Source organism: Geomonas sp. (genome assembly GCF_056994735.1).
Map to the genome: position 1 here is coordinate 1 of NZ_JBXKJL010000513.1, position 16,145 is coordinate 16,145.

A 16,145-nucleotide genomic window follows, 5' to 3' on the forward strand; every position below is an offset into this window, starting at 1 on the left:
GGCTCAACCAGCCTGACGCGGCAGGTGACGCCCAGCATCTCCTTGATCTGCTTCTCGATCCGGGAGGAGAGCGCCTGGAGGTGCTTGACCTCGTCGGAGAAGATGTCCTCACCGACCTCGACCTGGATCTCCAGGGTGTCGAGGTTGTCCTTGCGGTCAACGATCAGCACGTAATGCGGCTCGACGCCCTCGACGCCCATGAGGATGGCCTCGATCTGTGACGGGAAGACGTTGACGCCGCGGATGATCAGCATGTCGTCGCTGCGGCCGCTCATGCGGGCGATGCGGGCGTGCGTCCTGCCGCAGACGCAGGGCTCGTAGGTGATGGAGGTGATGTCGCGGGTCCGGTAGCGGATCAGCGGGATCCCTTCCTTGGTGATGGTGGTGATGACCAGTTCGCCCTTCTCCCCCTCTCCCAGCACCTCGCCGGTGTCGGGGTTTATGATTTCGGGGATGAAGTGGTCTTCCCAGATGTGGAGACCCTTCTTCGCTTCACAGCACTCGATGGCGACACCCGGTCCCATGATCTCGGAGAGGCCGTAGATATCGACGGCGGAGATATTGAGCTTGGCTTCGATATCGGCGCGCATCGCCTCGGACCACGGCTCGGCGCCGAAGATGCCGACCCTGAGTTTCAGGTCCCTGAAGTCGATCCCTTCCTCCCGGGCAGCCTCCGCCATGAAGAGGGAGTAGGACGGGGTGCAGGTGAGGACGGTGGAACCGAAGTCCTGCATGATCATGATCTGTTTCTTGGTATTGCCGCCGGACATCGGGATAACGGAGGCACCCAGCCTCTCGGCACCGTAATGGGCGCCCAGACCGCCGGTAAAGAGGCCGTAGCCGTAGGAGTTGTGGATGATGTCGCCCTTGTGGACCCCGGCGGCCACGAACGAGCGGGCCATGAGCTCGCTCCAGGTTTCGATGTCCTTGTGGGTGTATCCTACCACGGTGGGTTTTCCGGTGGTCCCGGAGGAGGCGTGGATGCGGACGATATCCTCCATCGGCACCGCGAAGAGGCGGTACGGATAGGAGTCGCGCATATCCTGCTTGAAGGTGAAGGGAAGCCGGCGGAGGTCCTCAAGCGTCTTGATGGAATCGGCGGTGACACCGGCCTTGGCGAGAGATTCCCGGTAGAAAGGGACGCTGTCCTGTACGCGGGCAACCATGGCCTTAAGCCTCTTGAGCTGCAGTGCCTGGATAGCCTCCCGCGGCAGCGTCTCAAACTCCTCATTGAAGAACATGCTCGACTCCTGGAATCAGATTCTTAAAAAACTTAAAGCTTTACCACAGAGGACACAGGGTAACACAGAGGAAGATCAAAACTTGGTAAAGCTTTGCAAGCGACAACAGTCAGAGCCATCAACAAAAGACCTGATTAGTACCAATTTTCCGCCAGCTTCCAAAGCTGTCATTCCCGAAGCGATTCTGATCGGGAACCCAGCTCCTAAACGGCGTGAAATCTGGATCCCCGAAAAGGACATTCGGGGATGACAATCTCGTAGCGGAAGATTAGCGCTAATTAGTACAGAAGATGCCCCACCAGCGCCCCCCCCTTGTCAAAGGGAGATCCATCTCTCCCCCCCTTTGCTAAAGGGGGACTTAAAAGCAAAGTGGGAGTCGTCAAGGGTGTGCCGAAAGGCTTTCCTCTGTGTCCCTCTGTGCCCCTCTGTGGTGAGGCTGTTGATTCTCCTTAAGCCAGCGCTCTGCCAGCCTGGAATGCCTTGAGGTTGACCGCCAGCGCCTTCTTCGGGACCATGCGCTCGATCGCCTCCAGCCAGAACTTCTCCTCGATGTCGAGCCGCTTGGAGACCGCGCCAAGGAGCACCGTGTTGGCGGCGCGGGCGTTACCTGCATCGATGGCCACCTTCTGCCCGTCCACCAGGATGAAGTCAGGGAAACGCTGGCCGATCTTCTGGGCCAGATCGGCGGGATAGCTCTCCTGCCCCATCAGCACGGACGGCGGCGGAATGCAGAGGTCGTTGGCGATGACCGTGGCGCCCACCTTGAGTAGCGGCAGGGAACGGTAGCTCTCCATCAGTTCGAAGCCGAACAGGATGTCACCCTCCCCTTCAGGCACGATCGGAGAGAAGACTTCCTTTCCGTAACGGACGTGGGAAACGACGGAGCCGCCGCGCTGCGACATACCGTGGATCTCGCTCTTCTTGACGTCAAACCCGGCCAGCATGCAGGTCTCGGAGAGGATCTCGGCGGCGAGCAGGATTCCCTGACCACCTACGCCTACCAGGAGAATGTTGGTGATTTTGTCGCTCATTTCGCCCCCCCGATCGCATTGAACTTGCACAGCTGGCGGCAGACATCGCATCCGTTGCAAAGGAGCGGATCGATGTAGGCCTTGCCTTTCTTCCCTTCAGACGGAACCCACTCGATGGCGGGACAACCGATCTTGAGGCAGGCGCGGCAACCGGAGCAGGCATCGACCTCGACGGACAGGGTCTCGCCTTTGACGAAGACCCCTTCCCTCTTGATGAGGACGCAGGGCTTGTCGGTGATGATGACCGAGGTCTCTGGGCGCTCCATCTCCTCGGCGATCGCCCTCTCGCACTCCTCGAGGTCCTGCGGGTTGATCCCCCGCACATGCTTCACGCCGATGGCCTTGCACAGCATGTGCAGGTCGACGGCGTTGGCCGGGTCGTCCATCAGTGTATGGCCGGAACCGGGGTTGTCCTGGCGGCCGGTCATGGCGGTGATCCTGTTGTCGAGGATGATGACGGTGGCGGCGCCCTTGTTGTAGACCATGTCCATGAGGCCGTTGACGCCGGTATGGAGGAAGGTGGAGTCGCCGATGACGGCCACGACTTTCTTTCTCTCCTCAGGCGGAAGGACCTTGACGGCGCCGGTTGCCATGCCGATGGAGGCACCCATGCAGATGCAGGTATCCATGGCGGAGAGCGGCGGCATGAAGCCGAGCGTGTAGCAGCCGATATCGCCGGAAACGTAGGCCTTGAGCTTGTTCAGGGTGAAGAAGACGCCGCGATGCGGGCAGCCGGGGCACATATTGGGCGGGCGTCCCGGGAGCTTCTCGGGGGGGATCTGCTCGTTCTGGGGGAGATCGAACCCCTTCCTGATCCTGCCCGGGGTGAGTTCGCCGCACACGGAAAGGATGTCCTTGCCGCTCACCGCGATGCCGGCAGCTTTGATCTGGTCCTCGATGAAAGGATCGAGTTCCTCGACCACGTAGAGCTTCTCCACCTTGGAGGCGAAGTCGCGGATCAGGTCGAACGGCAGCGGAAAGACCATGCCGAGTTTCAGCACCGAGGCCTCGGGAAGGACTTCGCGGACATACTGGTAGCTGACCCCGGCGGTGATGATGCCGATCTTCCCGGAGCGCATCTCCACGCGGTTGATCGGCATGGAGCAGGCATCCTTCGACAGGGTGGCGGTCCGCTCCTCCACGATGTAGTGACGTCCGCGGGCGTTGCCGGGGAGCATCACGTACTTGGCGGGGTTCTTGACCAGTTTCGGCTCGGGGAGACCGGTCACCGGCTCGCTCAGCTCCACAATCGATTTGCTGTGGGAGATACGGGTTGTGGTGCGCAGCATGACCGGGGTGTCGTAACGCTCGGAGAGCTCGAAGGCGAGCTTGGTGAAGGTCAGGCACTCCCGGGAATCGGAGGGCTCGAGCATCGGCACCTTGGCGAACTTCGCGTAGTTGCGGTTATCCTGCTCGTTTTGCGAGGAGTGCAGCTCAGGATCGTCGGCAGTGATCAGCACCAGTCCGCCGTTGACGCCGGTGTAGGACAGGGTGAAGAGCGGATCGGCAGCCACGTTGACGCCGACATGCTTCATGGTGACGATGGCCCTGGCGCCGCCGAAAGAGGCGCCGATACCTACTTCGAGGGCGACCTTTTCGTTGGTGGCCCAGGAGGAGTTGATTTCGCGGTAGCGGATAGTGTTTTCGAGTATCTCTGTGGAAGGCGTTCCCGGATAAGCGCAGGCGACCTTGACTCCGGCCTCGTAAGCGCCCCGGGCAATGGCTTCATTGCCGGAAAGAATTTCCTTCATTTAGTACCTATTCCTTGGAGGATCATTTGTTGTCAGTCGTCGAAATATACTAGAGTTTCAAGCAACATGTCAACTGCTTTGTAGTACGGCGTCGGGCATGTTTACACTCTATCTAGCGGATTTGTCGTAGCTTTTACTGCCTCTCAAAGCCTAGAGCCTTGCCATGAAATAGTGATAATAGAAGAGAGTTTAAAGATTGGTAACTTCATTCTCGGGAAAACCGCAAGAAAGGAACGGGGGGCATTGACAGTTCAGCAGGCGCTGATTATCTTTCGGCTGCAGCCGGCGACGACAGCGCGACGACCTCTACCGCATGCTGACTGAATCGCAGGGGGCGTTTAAGGTATAATGGACCTTGCTACGGAAAGTCGCCAATCAGGAGGAAAAAGATGTCCTTCATCATACACTGGATCATACGTGCCCTGGCTATCGTCATCACCGCCTACCTGCTCCCGGGCATCCGGCTCAGCGGCTTCTTCGCGGCTCTCGTGACGGCCGTCGTGCTCGGGCTGATCAACACCTTCATCAAGCCTCTGCTTCTGATCCTCACGCTTCCGCTCAATATTCTTACCCTGGGACTTCTCACCCTGGTGATCAACGCCCTGCTCATCATGCTCACCAGCGCCGTCGTCCCCGGATTCCAGGTGGCGGGATTCTGGTGGGCGCTGCTCTTCAGCCTGGTGCTGGCGGTGATCAACTACGCGCTGGGCATGATCATGTTCTGAGCCGGTAAGCGACGCCATGCCCGGTGGAGTCATCCGCATCGGCACCTGTTCCTGGACGGAGAAAAGCCTCGTAGAGAGCGGCACATTCTACCCGCAGGAGGCCACGACACCCCACGAGCGCCTTAACTTCTACGCCAGCCACTTCGATACTGTCGAGGTCGACAGCAGCTATTACGCCATCCCCACCCGAAAAATGGCCCAGGCGTGGAGCGAGCGGACTCCGGAGAAGTTCCTCTTCCACGTCAAAGCATACGGAGCCCTGACCGGACACAGCATCAATCCCGAATTTCTCCCGGACGAGCTACGCGAGATGCTGCCGCCTTTCGAATCCGGAGAAGACGCCCTTCATGTCTCCGAGCACGCGGCTTTGCGTGCCATGGCGCAGGCCCTGGTGGCGGCACTGGAGCCGCTGAAAACGGCCCATAAGCTAGGCTTCATCATCTTCCAGTTCCCGCCCTGGTTCACCTGCAAGAACGCCAATAAGGATTACATCCTCTACTGCAAGGAACTGATGGAAGGGCTTCCGATCGCAGTCGAGTTCAGGCACGGCAGTTGGCTGACGCAGCAGCACGCGCCCGAGGTATTCGGATTCCTGAGGGAGCACAAGATAACCTTCGTCGCCTGCGATGAGCCGCAGTATGGCGATTTATCCACGGCTCCCTTTCGCCCGGAAGTGACGACATCCATGGCCTACCTGAGATTGCACGGCAGGGACCTGGAGAGCTGGGAGAATCGCGCAGATCCCCGCTTCGGTTACCTCTATAAACCGGATGAACTGAAGGCGCTCGCCATGGTAGCCACTCGGCTTTCAGCCCGGGCAAGGATGGTCTTCGTGATGTTCAACAACTGCCATGCGGGGAATGCAGTAAGGAATGCGCTACAGATGCGGGAATTACTGAAGGCGGAGGGGCTAACGGCAGGAATGCACCCTTCGACAGGCTCAGGGTGAACGGCGTACACGTTCCCCCCTCGTGAATGCAGCCAGGGCGTCCATGTCAAGCAGGGTGAAGATATCTCCCCATGTCAATCTCGGCCAGAACCTCCCCCCCTTGACAAAGGGGGGACAGGGGGGATTTGCTTTTGATTTTGCTTCTGTCGGAGATCAGGCAGCGATACTGCGCTCACCCAAAAGATCGTTGACCACCACCCCGGCCATGGTCAGCCCGAAGATGGAAGGAATATAGGAGACACTTCCCAGGATGACGCGGCGGTGCTCGCAGGAGAAGCGCTGATCATCCTTGTTGGGACAGATGCAGTCCCCCTTGCAGCCGCCATCCTTGATTTCCTGCTTCCGGTACTCCTCCATCGAGAAGACCACCTTGACCCCCTCGCTTATCCCCTGTTTTTTCAGGAGCTTCCTTACCGAGCGCGCCATCCGGCATTTGGTCGTCTGGGAAATATCAGCCACCCTGATCAGCGTAGGATCCAGCTTCGAGGCCGCTCCCATGCTGGAGATGATGGGAATGTTCCTCTCCTTGCAGGTACGGATCAGGTGCAGCTTGCTGGTGATGTGGTCGATGGCGTCGACGACATAGTCGTAATCGTCCTTCAACAGCAGTTCGCTGTTTTCGGCTTCGTAGAAATCCTGGTGGGCGATGATTTCGCTCTGCGGGCTGATCAGGCGCATCCGCTCGGCCATCACTTCCGCCTTGGCCTTGCCTACCGTGCCGTCCATGGCGTGAAGCTGGCGATTTACGTTGGTGAGGCAGATGTCGTCGAAATCGACGATGACCAGCCTGCCGATGCCTGCCCTGCAGAGAGCTTCAGCGGCGTAGCTGCCGACGCCTCCCAGTCCGAAGATGGCGACGGTGGAATTTTGCAGTTTGTTCAGTCCGGAAGGTCCGATGAGAAGTTCGGTACGGGAAAAGCGATGCAGACGTGACATGTAGATCCTTTTGCGTAGAGTTTTTGCCGGGCGCCCACCAGCGGCCGGCAGAACAGCAAAAGTATCGCACATCCGGGCTTGATCTTGGAAGAGGAAAGTGAGAGAAACCGTGAATGGTGAATGGTGAATGGTGAATGGTGAATGGTGAAGCGGGCCTGGCGTCCCCCCCTTGTCAAAGGGGGGACAGGGGGGATTTGCCGTAGCGGGAGACAGGAAAAGCTTTAGAACCATGTGCCACGGAGACACGGAGAACATCTGTGAAAACCTAAAACCTCATCGAACCAATAAAATCGCTACACCCTGACTTTACACAAAACTATTTACAGCCCCCTCATCTTGACCTACCAACCTCAATCAATGCACTCCGTTCGTGCTGAGCTGTCGAAGCACGCATATTACAGTCTTTGACAGCAAGCCCCCACCGCACTCGGTAGGTTCCTCCCACCCCTTCTCTTTCCCCTTTGCATTGCCTTTTTTAATTATCGCTAATCTTACGCTATGAGATTGTCATCCCCGAATGGCCTTATCGGGGATCCAGATTTCACGTCGTTAGGAGCTGGATTCCCGATCAGAATCGCTTCGGGAATGACAGTTTCGGAAGCTGGCGGAAGATTGGTACTGATCAGGTTGTCTTTCGACTTTCAATGCTTTTGGCCTTTGCCTTCTCAGATTTTCTCCGTGTCTCCGTGGCTAATGATTTTGTCAGATGCTGTAATCCCCCTCCAGTTGCTGGTCCATCTGCCTCGCCGGCTCCCCGGTCTTCGGGCGCCCAACCACCTTGGCCGGCACCCCCGCAACCGTCGTGTGCGGCGGCACTTCATTGAGAACCACGCTGCCCGCCGCAATTTTCGATCCCTCGCCGATCCTGATATTCCCCAGGATCTTCGCCCCCGCCCCGATCAGCACGCAGCGCCCGACCTTGGGATGGCGGTCACCACACTCCTTCCCCGTCCCTCCCAGCGTCACCTCGTGTAGCATCGACACCTCGTCAGCCACCACCGCTGTCTCACCAATGACCACACCGGTGCCGTGATCGATGAAAATCCCCTTTCCTATCGTTGCGGCGGGATGGATATCGACGGCAAAGATCTCGGATACCCGGTTCTGCAGGTAATAAGCCAGCGGCTTCCTCCCCCTGCCCCAGAGCCAGTGCGCTATCCGGTACGACTGGAGGGCGTGGAAACCCTTGTAGTGCAGGAAAGGTTGGGCGAGCCCCTGCGCGGCCGGATCTCGCTCCTGCACCGCGGACAGATCCCTTCTTACCGCCTCCCTTATCTCCTGTGACGAGTCGAGGGCCTCCGAAATGACGTCGCGCAGGGACATGGAGGAGAGATAGGGCGAGGCGAGCTTGGATGCGAGAAGGTAGGAGAGTGCATCTTCGAGGGAGTTGTGATTCAGGACGGCAGCGTAGAGGTAGCTGGCCAGCATGGCCTCTGCTTGCGCGAGGGCGAGCACTTCCTGATAAAGCTGTTGCCAAACCGGGTCTGTCCCACGCTTCGCATCGTCGGTCTCATAACGCACGCCGCACATATTTCACCTCCTACCGTTGCTCACTATCAACCGCTAAGTTTAGCGTCCTTCCTTCCGTAGGCAAACGGAAGCTGGGGCGACGGAAAAGGTAGAGCTGCTGCAATCACGGTTCTTTAGGCGGCACCGTGACTTCGGAGGCGGTCTGGATACCCTTGGCGACCTCCGGGATGATACCCAATCGGGCGTATATCGGTCGTACCTTCTCCCGCAAGGAAGGGAGCCGGTTGGAAAAGACCAGGGCTCCTGCCATGCAGGCGACTCCACCCACAAGGACGGTGTTGGGCGCGCCGATACGCCCGGCCACGGCACCGGCGAAGAGGGAGCCGAATGGTGTCATCCCCATGAAGGCCATGGTGAAGAAGCTCATCACGCGGCCGCGCTTGTCGTCGTCGACTATGGTCTGCAAAATGGTGTTGCTGGCGGCGACCTGGACCATGGCGCCGAAGCCTGCGGGAATCAGGAAGAGCAGCGAGAGCCACTGCGTTTTGGAGAAGGCGAAACCGGCGATGCCGCCGCCAAAGAGCGCGCACGACAGGACGATGAGCGTCCCGAGCCCGAGCACGGTGCGACGCGAGGCAAGATACACCGTCCCCACCAGCGCTCCGACCCCGGAAGAGGCCATCAGGAAACCGAAGGTGTGGGGACCTCCGTGCAACACGTCCTTGGCGAAGACCGGCATCAGCACCGCGTAGGGCATGCCCATCAGGCTGATCAGGGACAACAGCATCAATATGGCGCGGATGGGGGTGAACCTGAAGGCGTAACTGATTCCCTCCCGCATCTCGTAAAGGATGGAGCGGCGCTTTATCGAAACCTCGCGCGGGGCCACGCGCATCATGGCCAGCGAGATGAGGACGGCGAGATAGCTGATGCCGTTCAGCAAAAAGCAGCCACCCTCTCCCAGCACCGAGATGAGGATGCCGGCCACGGAAGGGCCGATGAGGCGGGCGGCGTTGACCATCGACGAATTGAGGGCGATGGCGTTGGCGAGGCGGTGCTTCTCCTCGACCATCTCGATCACGAAAGATTGACGGACGGGGATGTCGAAACCGTTGACCATCCCGAGCAAAAGGCTCAGCACGAGGATGTGCCAGACCTGGATGGTACCGGAGATGACGAAGTAGGAAAGGACGAAGGCCTGGATCATGGCCAGGCTTTGGGTGGCGAGGAGCAGCCGGCGGCGGTTGGTGCGGTCCGCCAGCACCCCTGCGAAGGGAGCTACCAGGAAGGTGGGGATCTGGCTGGTGAAGCCGACGGTACCCAAAAGGAGCGCCGAGCCTGTGAGGCGATAGACGAGCCAGCTCATGGCGACCTGCTGCATCCAGGTCCCGATCAGCGAGATACTCTGCCCGAAGAAGAAGAGCCGGTAGTTGCGATAGGACAGAGCCTGGAACAGCCCCTGGAAAGGACGGCCCCGGCCGTCATCACCGGTCTTCTGTTTCATGACGGCTCCTGGCTACTTCGCGGCCTGGTACAGGTGATCGGCAGCGGTGTCGGTGACCTTGATCCCCTGCCGGTCCAGAATCACCCCGGCCACCCGCCAAAGCTGGGTGATGGCGTTATTGTAGTCTACCACAGCCTGGATCTGGTTCCCCTCAGCCGTGACCAGGTCGTTCTCCACATCGAAGACGTCCTTGGTGGTGGCCAGCCCGACCTCGTTCTTCTTCCTGAAGGCCCGCAGCCTTTCCTCTGCGAACGCCCTGCCGCGGTTGGTGACGTCCAGCTGCTTGTAGCTCGAAGCCAGCAGCCTGATCGCCGCCTTGACGTCGTTTGTTATCGACGCCTCCAGGCTTTGCAGCTGGGTCTGGGACTGATCCAGGGCCAGCTTGCTCTTTATGTAGTCATTTTCCGCCGTCCGGTTGCCGATCGGATAGCTGAACTGGAGACCGACCCCCCAGACAGGGTCCTCGGCGCTGATCGTCTTCTCGTAGCTCCGGGTGAAGTCCTTTGCGAAACCGACGGTCCCCACATTGGCATTGAACGTCAGGTCGGGGAGGGTCCGGTTCCTCGCCACCCTCCGCTGCAGATCGTTGATCTTCACCGTCATCCGCTGGGCCGCCAGCTCCGGGCGGTTTTTCAGCGCCTGGGAGAGCACCTCCTCCTCCGCCACGGAATAGAGCTCCCTGGTCGGCTGACTGACTATGACGATCTCGCGCGCCGGGTCGAGCTGGAGGCTCAATCTCAGCACGTCCATCTGGTCCCTGACCGCCCGCTCGGCATCGATGACCGACTTCTCCCGGGTGGCCGAGCTGAACTCAGCGCTCAGGATCTCCATGGCGGGGAGAACCCCGGCCCTCACCCTCCCCCGGGTCTCCTCCAGGATCTTGTTGGCCAGGGCCAGCGCATTGCGCTGCACGGCCAGGTTCTCCTGAAGGTTGTACAGCTTGAAGTAGTCGTTGCGCACCTGTGCCACGGTATCGCTGAGCTTGGTCCGGAAGCGGTCCAGCGACCCTTCCTTGTTGAAGCGGGAGACCTCGATGTTCAGCTCGGTACTCTCCCTGCCGAAGTTCCTGAGCAGCGGCTGGCTGGCGGTCAGGTTGACCCCGCTCGAGTAGTAGCTGATGAAGTTGCTGAGCCAGCTGGCGGTCCCGTTGGCGCCGATGGTGCCGCCGGTGGGGAGGAGTTGGGTCGCGCCGACGTCGGCCGACCATTCGTCGACGGGAGCCGGTCGGAAGTTTGCGTTGCTGGGGTTGGTGGTCCGGTTGTAACTGAAGGCCGCGGTCAGCAGGGGATCGTAGATGCCGAGGCTGCGGCGGATTTCCGCCTCCCCGATGGCGGGGTTGAACAGCTCGACCTTGAGGTCGAGGTTCCTCTCGAAGGCGAGTCTGATGGCGTCGTTGAGTGTCAGGTTGAGCGGGGGGGCTTGCTGGGCGAAAAGCGGCACGGCGAAGCCGAGCAGCAGGCACAGGGTCACGGCGGCGGTCAGTCTGCTGGTTCTCTTCATGGTGATCCTTTCAACTCTTTTCATTCGTATCTCAGCGCCTCTATCGGGTTGAGCGAGGCGGCCTTCCTGGCCGGGTAGAAGCCGAAGAAGATCCCCACTGCGGCCGAAAAGGCGAAGGCGATAACCATGGTGTCGAGCGAGACCAGGGTCGGCCATCCCACCAGGACCGCAACCAGGCGGGCGCCGGAAACGCCGAGCAGCATCCCGATCACCCCGCCGCCGGTGGTCAAAAGCACCGCCTCGGTCAGAAACTGCAGCATGATGTCCCGCTTCTTGGCGCCGATGGCGATCCTGATGCCGATCTCGCGGGTGCGCTCGGTGACCGAGACCAGCATGATGTTCATGATGCCGATCCCGCCCACCAACAGTGAAATCGAGGCCACCGCGCCGAGGAGCATGGACATGACCTTGGAAGACTGCTCCGACACGGCCAACAGTTCCGAGAGGTTCCTGACCGTGTAGTCGACTTCGCGGGAGGGACCGACACGGTGGCGCTGGTTGAGAAGTGCGGTGACCTCCTCCTCCGCCTTGCCCAGCACGTCCGGCCCCTTGGCCTGTATCATGATGGCGCCTACCACGTTGGGAAACTGCCCCCCCAGGAGCTTGCGCTGGGCCGTCCTGAGCGGCACGTACACGACGTCGTCCTGATCCTGTCCCTGCGGCGACTGCCCCTTCCGGTCCAGGACGCCGATCACCGTGAACGGTATCTTCCTGATGCGGATGATCTTACCGACCGGGTCCGAAGCGCCGAACAGATTATCAGCGACCGTCTGCCCGATCAAGCAATTCTTCGCCGCCCCTTCCACGTCGGATTGCGAGATGTTGCGGCCTGAAACGATGGGCCAGTCCCGGACCGCGACCATCTCCGGCGTGACCCCGTTGATGACGGTGGACCAGTTCTGGTTGCCGTAGATGACTTGGCCGGAGCCCCGCACGGTGGGGGCGACCTCGGCGACTGACGGGCATTCCGCCTTGATCGCCTTCGCGTCGTCATAGGTGAGGGTCTGGGTGGCGCCGCTGCCGGTGCGCATCCCGCCGCTGGTGATCGATCCGGGGAGGACCAGCAGGAGGTTGGAGCCGATGCTGGAGATCTGGTCGGTGATCATCTTCCTCGCGCCGGCGCCGATGGCGACCATGGCGATGACGGCGGCGATGCCGATGATGATCCCCAGCATGGTCAGGAGGGCGCGCATCTTGTTGACCCGGAGGGCGCGCATGGCGATACGGAAGCTCTGCAGGAAGGTGGTCACAGTCCACCTCCCTCGTCGGTGGCGGCGCGCCTGGCGGTGTGGGGGGTGTCGCTGATCACCAGGCCGTCGCGGAAGATGATGTGCCTGCCGGTGAATTCAGCCACTTCGGGCTCGTGGGTGACCATGATGATGGTGATCCCCTGCTCATTGAGCTTCTGGAAAATGGTCATGATCTCGACCGTGGTCCTGGAGTCGAGGTTCCCCGTAGGCTCATCGGCCAGGATGATGGAGGGCTCGTTCACCAGTGCCCGGGCGATGGCTACGCGCTGCTGCTGGCCGCCGGAGAGCTGGTTCGAGTAGTGCCCCTCGCGCCCGACCAGCCCCACCCGCTCCAGCGCCGCCAAAGCCCGCGCCTTCCGGACGGCGGCGGGGACCCGTGCGTAGAGGAGCGGCAATTCGACGTTTTCGCGGGCGGTGGTCCTGGCCAGCAGGTTGAACCCCTGGAAAACGAAGCCAAGTTTCTTGTTCCTTATCTCGGCAAGCTCGTTGCCCGAAAGCTCCCCCACGTTGACCCCGTCCAGCAGGTAGTTGCCGCCGGTCGGGACGTCGAGGCACCCCAGGATGTTCATGCAGGTGGACTTGCCGCTTCCCGAGGCCCCCATGATGGAGACGAACTCGCCGGGGGCGACCGAAAAGGATACGCCCTTCATCGCCTCGACACGCTCCTCCCCCATGGTGTAGACCTTGGAGACATCCCTCAATGTGACCACCTCGCTCATCTAGAACCTCGGTCCCATCGGCGACGACATCCCCTTTTTCTTCTCCTGCGTCACCTGTTCGACGACCACCTCGTCATTTTCCTTGAGATCGCCGGAGACGAGTTCGACGAAGCTACCGTCGGAGATGCCGGTGGTGACAGAGACAGGGACGGGTTTCCCTTCCTTGAGGATATAGAGCTTCTGCCCTGCCCCTTTCCTGGCCATGGCCCTGGCGTCGCCTCCCTTGGCCCCCTGCACTCCGGTACCGCTGCCGGCAGTGTCCCGGTTCCCCGTGACTCCCTTGGCGCCCTTCCCGCTCCTGCCGTCCTTATCGCTCTTGCCGTCCTTCGGCTTGAACCGCAGGGCCGCGCTCGGAATCTTCAGCACATCGTCCTTGTTCAGGGTCTGCACCGAGACGTTTGCCGTCATCCCCGGTTTCAGCTTCAGATCCTTGTTGGTGACACCGATAACGACCACGTAGGTGACGACGTTCTGGGTGACGACCGGGGCATTCCTGATCTGGACGACCTTTCCGGTGAACTGCTGGTCGGGGTAGGCGTCGACCGTGAAGGTAGCGGTCTGGCCGAGTTTCAACCGGCTGATATCGGACTCGTCGACGCTCGTTTCGATCTGCATCTTGGTCATGTCCTGGGCTATGGTGAAAAGCGTCGGGGTCTGGAAGGAGGCGGCCACCGTCTGGCCGACATCGATGTTCCTCGACACCACGATGCCGTCGACGGGGGACCTGATGGTTGAGTAATTCAGGTTGGTCTCGGCCTGTTTGAGGGCGCCGCGGGTCTGGAGCAAGGTCGCCTCCGCCGCGGTGATCCCGGTGAGAGCAGTGTCGTAGGCGGTCTGCGAGACATCGAGATCGCTTTGGGAGATGATGCCCTGCTGCAGCAGCGGCCTGTTACGCGACAGGGTCCGTTTGGCATCCGCCAGGGTGACCCGCGCCTTGGCCAGCGCCGCCTCGGCGTTCAGAGTGTTGCCACGCGACTGCTGCACGGCGGACTGGAAGAGGGCCGGGTCGATCTGGGCGATCGGCTGCCCCTTCCTGACCGGGGAGTTGAAGTCCACGTAGAGCTTCGCGATTGTCCCGGAGACCTGGGTACCGACCTGGACGGTGACCACGGCGTTGAGGGTGCCGGTCGCCGAGACGGTAGAGAGAATGGATCCACGCTCCACCTTGACCGTCTTGTACTGCGCCTTGGGGGGCTGTTTAAAGTAATAGAACCCGGCTACTGAAAGCACTGCCAGAACGACTACCACCAGAGCTACGATTTTTTTCACCTGTCCACCTCTATGAGACATGCTGCTTGCCAGGAAGTAAGCTAACAGTAAAATGTGCAAAAAAAATGATTCGGCCAATATTTAAAATGCGTTAGTTTATCGGTCCTCCCACTACGGGTCAACGATAAAGATCAAGGACCACCACCTTTCGAAATCCCCGGCCATTGCCCCTGCCCGCCCCAGCCGCGCCCTTCCCCGTCACCTTCCAGTAGCTCCATAAAGTAATACTTCAGGTGTTAGCCGTAAATAACGGTTTTGGTGTTGTTTTTATTTCTGAGAGATATTATGATCCCGCTGCAGATTAAAAAGCCTGCGGGCGACAATCCATTAAAAGGGTGTCATGATCAAAATGATGAAAGCGTGTAAGCATGGTAAGTAAGGTAACCGCATCCCTCGCACTCCTTGGCGCAACTCTTTTCACCATTCCCGTCTACGCAGAACCCTCGACAGTCCCCCGGCCAGCTGCAGTTGGCACTCCCGGAGCACCGGCAAAGCCTGATTCCGTAGCCCCGGCGCCGGCAAAGCAGGAGCTGAAACTCGCGGCCGAGCCGGAGTCGAGTGATGTCGACACCCTCGACCTCAAATACGCCAAAAACTTCCTTGTCGACACCGGCAAGATCGTGGCGGCACCCATACACTGGGAGTCGGGGGACTGGCTCAAGGTCGGGATGGTGGTAGGTACCACCGGCGCGCTCATGCTGGTCGATGAGAAAATCAAGGACTTCGCACAGAGCCATCAAGGCGGGGTTGCCTCGAAATTCGCCATGATCGGCAACGACCAGGGGACTCCGCTCTACATCTTGCCGATGATGGGCGCCGTCTACGGTTACGGCGCCCTCACCGACGACCACAGGGCGCGGCGGGCAGCTTTGCTCGCTGTCGAAAGTTATGCGGTTTCCGGGATTTTCACCGAGGGCATCAAGACCTTGGGGGGGCGGCATCGCCCCAACACCGGAGCCTCCTCCACGACGTGGGACGGGCCTTCTCTGAAGAACGCCTCCTTCAGCTCCGGGCATACGGCGTCTGCTTTTTCGGTTGCCACAATCTTTGCCAATGAGTACCAGGACAACGCCTGGGTTCCCCCCGTTGCCTACGGTCTCGCCACCCTGACAGGTCTCTCCCGGATTTACAGCAACGAGCACTGGTCCTCCGACGTCTTCTTCGGCGGAGCGGTAGGGTACTTCACCAGCAAAGCCCTTTTGAGCTTCCACAAAGAAGACAAGAACCGGCTGCTCGGAAACCGTCTGATGGTGACGCCGTCCGTCAGCAAGGAGATGACCGGCGTTTCCATGAGCTACAAGTTCTAGCGTTCGTCTTCGTCGCAGTTACCAGTCAACCTCCTCATCACTCTTGAAGATCCTCTTCCATCCCTCCCCCCCGCGGGGAGGGCCACCATTCACCATTCACCATTCACCATTCACCATTCACCATTCACCATTCACCATTCACAACGGCTGCTTCCACGACGCCCCCTCCTTGTCAAAAGGGGGACAGGGGGGATTTGCCGTAGGAGCGGCATCGTTGCTGCGGTTCGCGCCCGGAGGGCGCTCCTACGAAAGGGAGAGCCGGCACCGCATGGCTTGCGTCCCTCACCCAGCCCTCCCGCGTGGAGAGGGTTATGCGGTCTCTGTTGGGAACGAGGTCAGTGGGTTGAATTTTTTCGTGCTTCGACAGGTTCAGCACGAACGGAGCGCACCCTCACCCTGCCCTTGTACTGTGAGCGGGGGGAGAGGGTTATGCGGTCTCGGTTGGAAAGGGGGGGCAGAGGATCGAATCTTTTCGCGCTTCGACAGGATCAGC

Annotated in this window: 13 protein-coding genes; 3 read left to right on the forward strand and 10 right to left on the reverse strand. The window is 60.1% G+C overall.

Annotated features, from left to right (window positions below; translation table 11 throughout):
• From AC11W3_RS21360 to iorA, 3 genes are all read right to left on the reverse strand, one after another.
• Window positions 1–1,241, reverse strand: a 1,241-nt coding sequence (locus AC11W3_RS21360; protein ID WP_484093741.1) for a phenylacetate--CoA ligase family protein, incomplete at its 3' end; no start/stop codon positions are given.
• Between the two features lie 449 nt (window positions 1,242–1,690).
• Window positions 1,691–2,272: an indolepyruvate oxidoreductase subunit beta gene (locus AC11W3_RS21365; RefSeq protein WP_484091158.1), complete on the reverse strand. Its 582-nt coding sequence runs from the start codon at window positions 2,270–2,272 to the stop codon at window positions 1,691–1,693.
• Complete coding sequence (gene iorA, locus AC11W3_RS21370) at window positions 2,269–4,023, reverse strand: indolepyruvate ferredoxin oxidoreductase subunit alpha (RefSeq protein WP_484093742.1); 1,755 nt, start codon at window positions 4,021–4,023, stop codon at window positions 2,269–2,271. Before iorA ends, AC11W3_RS21365 begins: the two co-directional genes overlap by 4 nt.
• Window positions 4,024–4,412: 389 nt before the next feature.
• Between iorA and AC11W3_RS21375 the strand changes: the two genes are divergently transcribed.
• On the forward strand, window positions 4,413–4,748 hold the full coding sequence (locus tag AC11W3_RS21375; RefSeq protein ID WP_484091156.1) for a phage holin family protein: 336 nt from the start codon (window positions 4,413–4,415) through the stop codon (window positions 4,746–4,748).
• 16 nt (window positions 4,749–4,764) lie between these two features.
• Entirely contained in the window at window positions 4,765–5,697 is a 933-nt protein-coding gene (locus AC11W3_RS21380) for a DUF72 domain-containing protein (RefSeq protein ID WP_484093743.1), read from the forward strand.
• A gap of 153 nt (window positions 5,698–5,850) precedes the next feature.
• On the opposite strand, the gene AC11W3_RS21385 is transcribed toward AC11W3_RS21380, so the two are convergent.
• The 7 genes from AC11W3_RS21385 to AC11W3_RS21415 form a co-directional block, all read right to left on the reverse strand.
• Entirely contained in the window at window positions 5,851–6,633 is a 783-nt protein-coding gene (locus AC11W3_RS21385; protein ID WP_484091154.1) for a tRNA threonylcarbamoyladenosine dehydratase, read from the reverse strand.
• 702 nt (window positions 6,634–7,335) lie between these two features.
• Window positions 7,336–8,163, reverse strand: coding sequence for a serine O-acetyltransferase (gene cysE / locus AC11W3_RS21390; RefSeq protein WP_484093744.1), 828 nt, complete (start codon window positions 8,161–8,163; stop codon window positions 7,336–7,338).
• Window positions 8,164–8,266: 103 nt separating this feature from the next.
• On the reverse strand, window positions 8,267–9,607 hold the full coding sequence (locus tag AC11W3_RS21395) for an MFS transporter (RefSeq protein ID WP_484091153.1): 1,341 nt from the start codon (window positions 9,605–9,607) through the stop codon (window positions 8,267–8,269).
• A 12-nt stretch (window positions 9,608–9,619) separates the two neighbouring features.
• The gene (locus AC11W3_RS21400) at window positions 9,620–11,131 is read right to left on the reverse strand and encodes a TolC family protein (protein WP_484091152.1); all 1,512 of its coding nucleotides are present in this window, start codon (window positions 11,129–11,131) and stop codon (window positions 9,620–9,622) included.
• The gene (locus AC11W3_RS21405) at window positions 11,128–12,357 is read right to left on the reverse strand and encodes an ABC transporter permease (RefSeq protein WP_484091151.1); all 1,230 of its coding nucleotides are present in this window, start codon (window positions 12,355–12,357) and stop codon (window positions 11,128–11,130) included. Before AC11W3_RS21405 ends, AC11W3_RS21400 begins: the two co-directional genes overlap by 4 nt.
• Window positions 12,354–13,076: an ABC transporter ATP-binding protein gene (locus AC11W3_RS21410; protein ID WP_484091150.1), complete on the reverse strand. Its 723-nt coding sequence runs from the start codon at window positions 13,074–13,076 to the stop codon at window positions 12,354–12,356. Before AC11W3_RS21410 ends, AC11W3_RS21405 begins: the two co-directional genes overlap by 4 nt.
• Window positions 13,077–14,345 carry an efflux RND transporter periplasmic adaptor subunit gene (locus tag AC11W3_RS21415; protein WP_484091149.1) on the reverse strand — a complete coding sequence of 423 codons (1,269 nt, stop codon included), beginning with the start codon at window positions 14,343–14,345 and terminating at the stop codon, window positions 13,077–13,079.
• Between the two features lie 368 nt (window positions 14,346–14,713).
• On the opposite strand from AC11W3_RS21415, the gene AC11W3_RS21420 reads away from it, so the two are divergent.
• Window positions 14,714–15,652 (forward strand): phosphatase PAP2 family protein, encoded by a 939-nt coding sequence (locus AC11W3_RS21420; protein ID WP_484091148.1) that lies wholly within the window; start codon window positions 14,714–14,716, stop codon window positions 15,650–15,652.
• Window positions 15,653–16,145: the final 493 nt, after the last annotated feature.

Coding starts and splice junctions, on each gene's coding strand:
- AC11W3_RS21385 (WP_484091154.1), bottom strand. CDS start 6,633: ATGTCACGTCTGCATCGCTTTTCCCGTACCGAACTTCTCATCGGACCT.
- AC11W3_RS21410 (WP_484091150.1), bottom strand. CDS start 13,076: ATGAGCGAGGTGGTCACATTGAGGGATGTCTCCAAGGTCTACACCATG.
- iorA (WP_484093742.1), bottom strand. CDS start 4,023: ATGAAGGAAATTCTTTCCGGCAATGAAGCCATTGCCCGGGGCGCTTAC.
- AC11W3_RS21380 (WP_484093743.1), top strand. CDS start 4,765: ATGCCCGGTGGAGTCATCCGCATCGGCACCTGTTCCTGGACGGAGAAA.
- AC11W3_RS21420 (WP_484091148.1), top strand. CDS start 14,714: ATGGTAAGTAAGGTAACCGCATCCCTCGCACTCCTTGGCGCAACTCTT.
- AC11W3_RS21400 (WP_484091152.1), bottom strand. CDS start 11,131: ATGAAAAGAGTTGAAAGGATCACCATGAAGAGAACCAGCAGACTGACC.
- AC11W3_RS21395 (WP_484091153.1), bottom strand. CDS start 9,607: ATGAAACAGAAGACCGGTGATGACGGCCGGGGCCGTCCTTTCCAGGGG.
- AC11W3_RS21375 (WP_484091156.1), top strand. CDS start 4,413: ATGTCCTTCATCATACACTGGATCATACGTGCCCTGGCTATCGTCATC.
- cysE (WP_484093744.1), bottom strand. CDS start 8,163: ATGTGCGGCGTGCGTTATGAGACCGACGATGCGAAGCGTGGGACAGAC.
- AC11W3_RS21365 (WP_484091158.1), bottom strand. CDS start 2,272: ATGAGCGACAAAATCACCAACATTCTCCTGGTAGGCGTAGGTGGTCAG.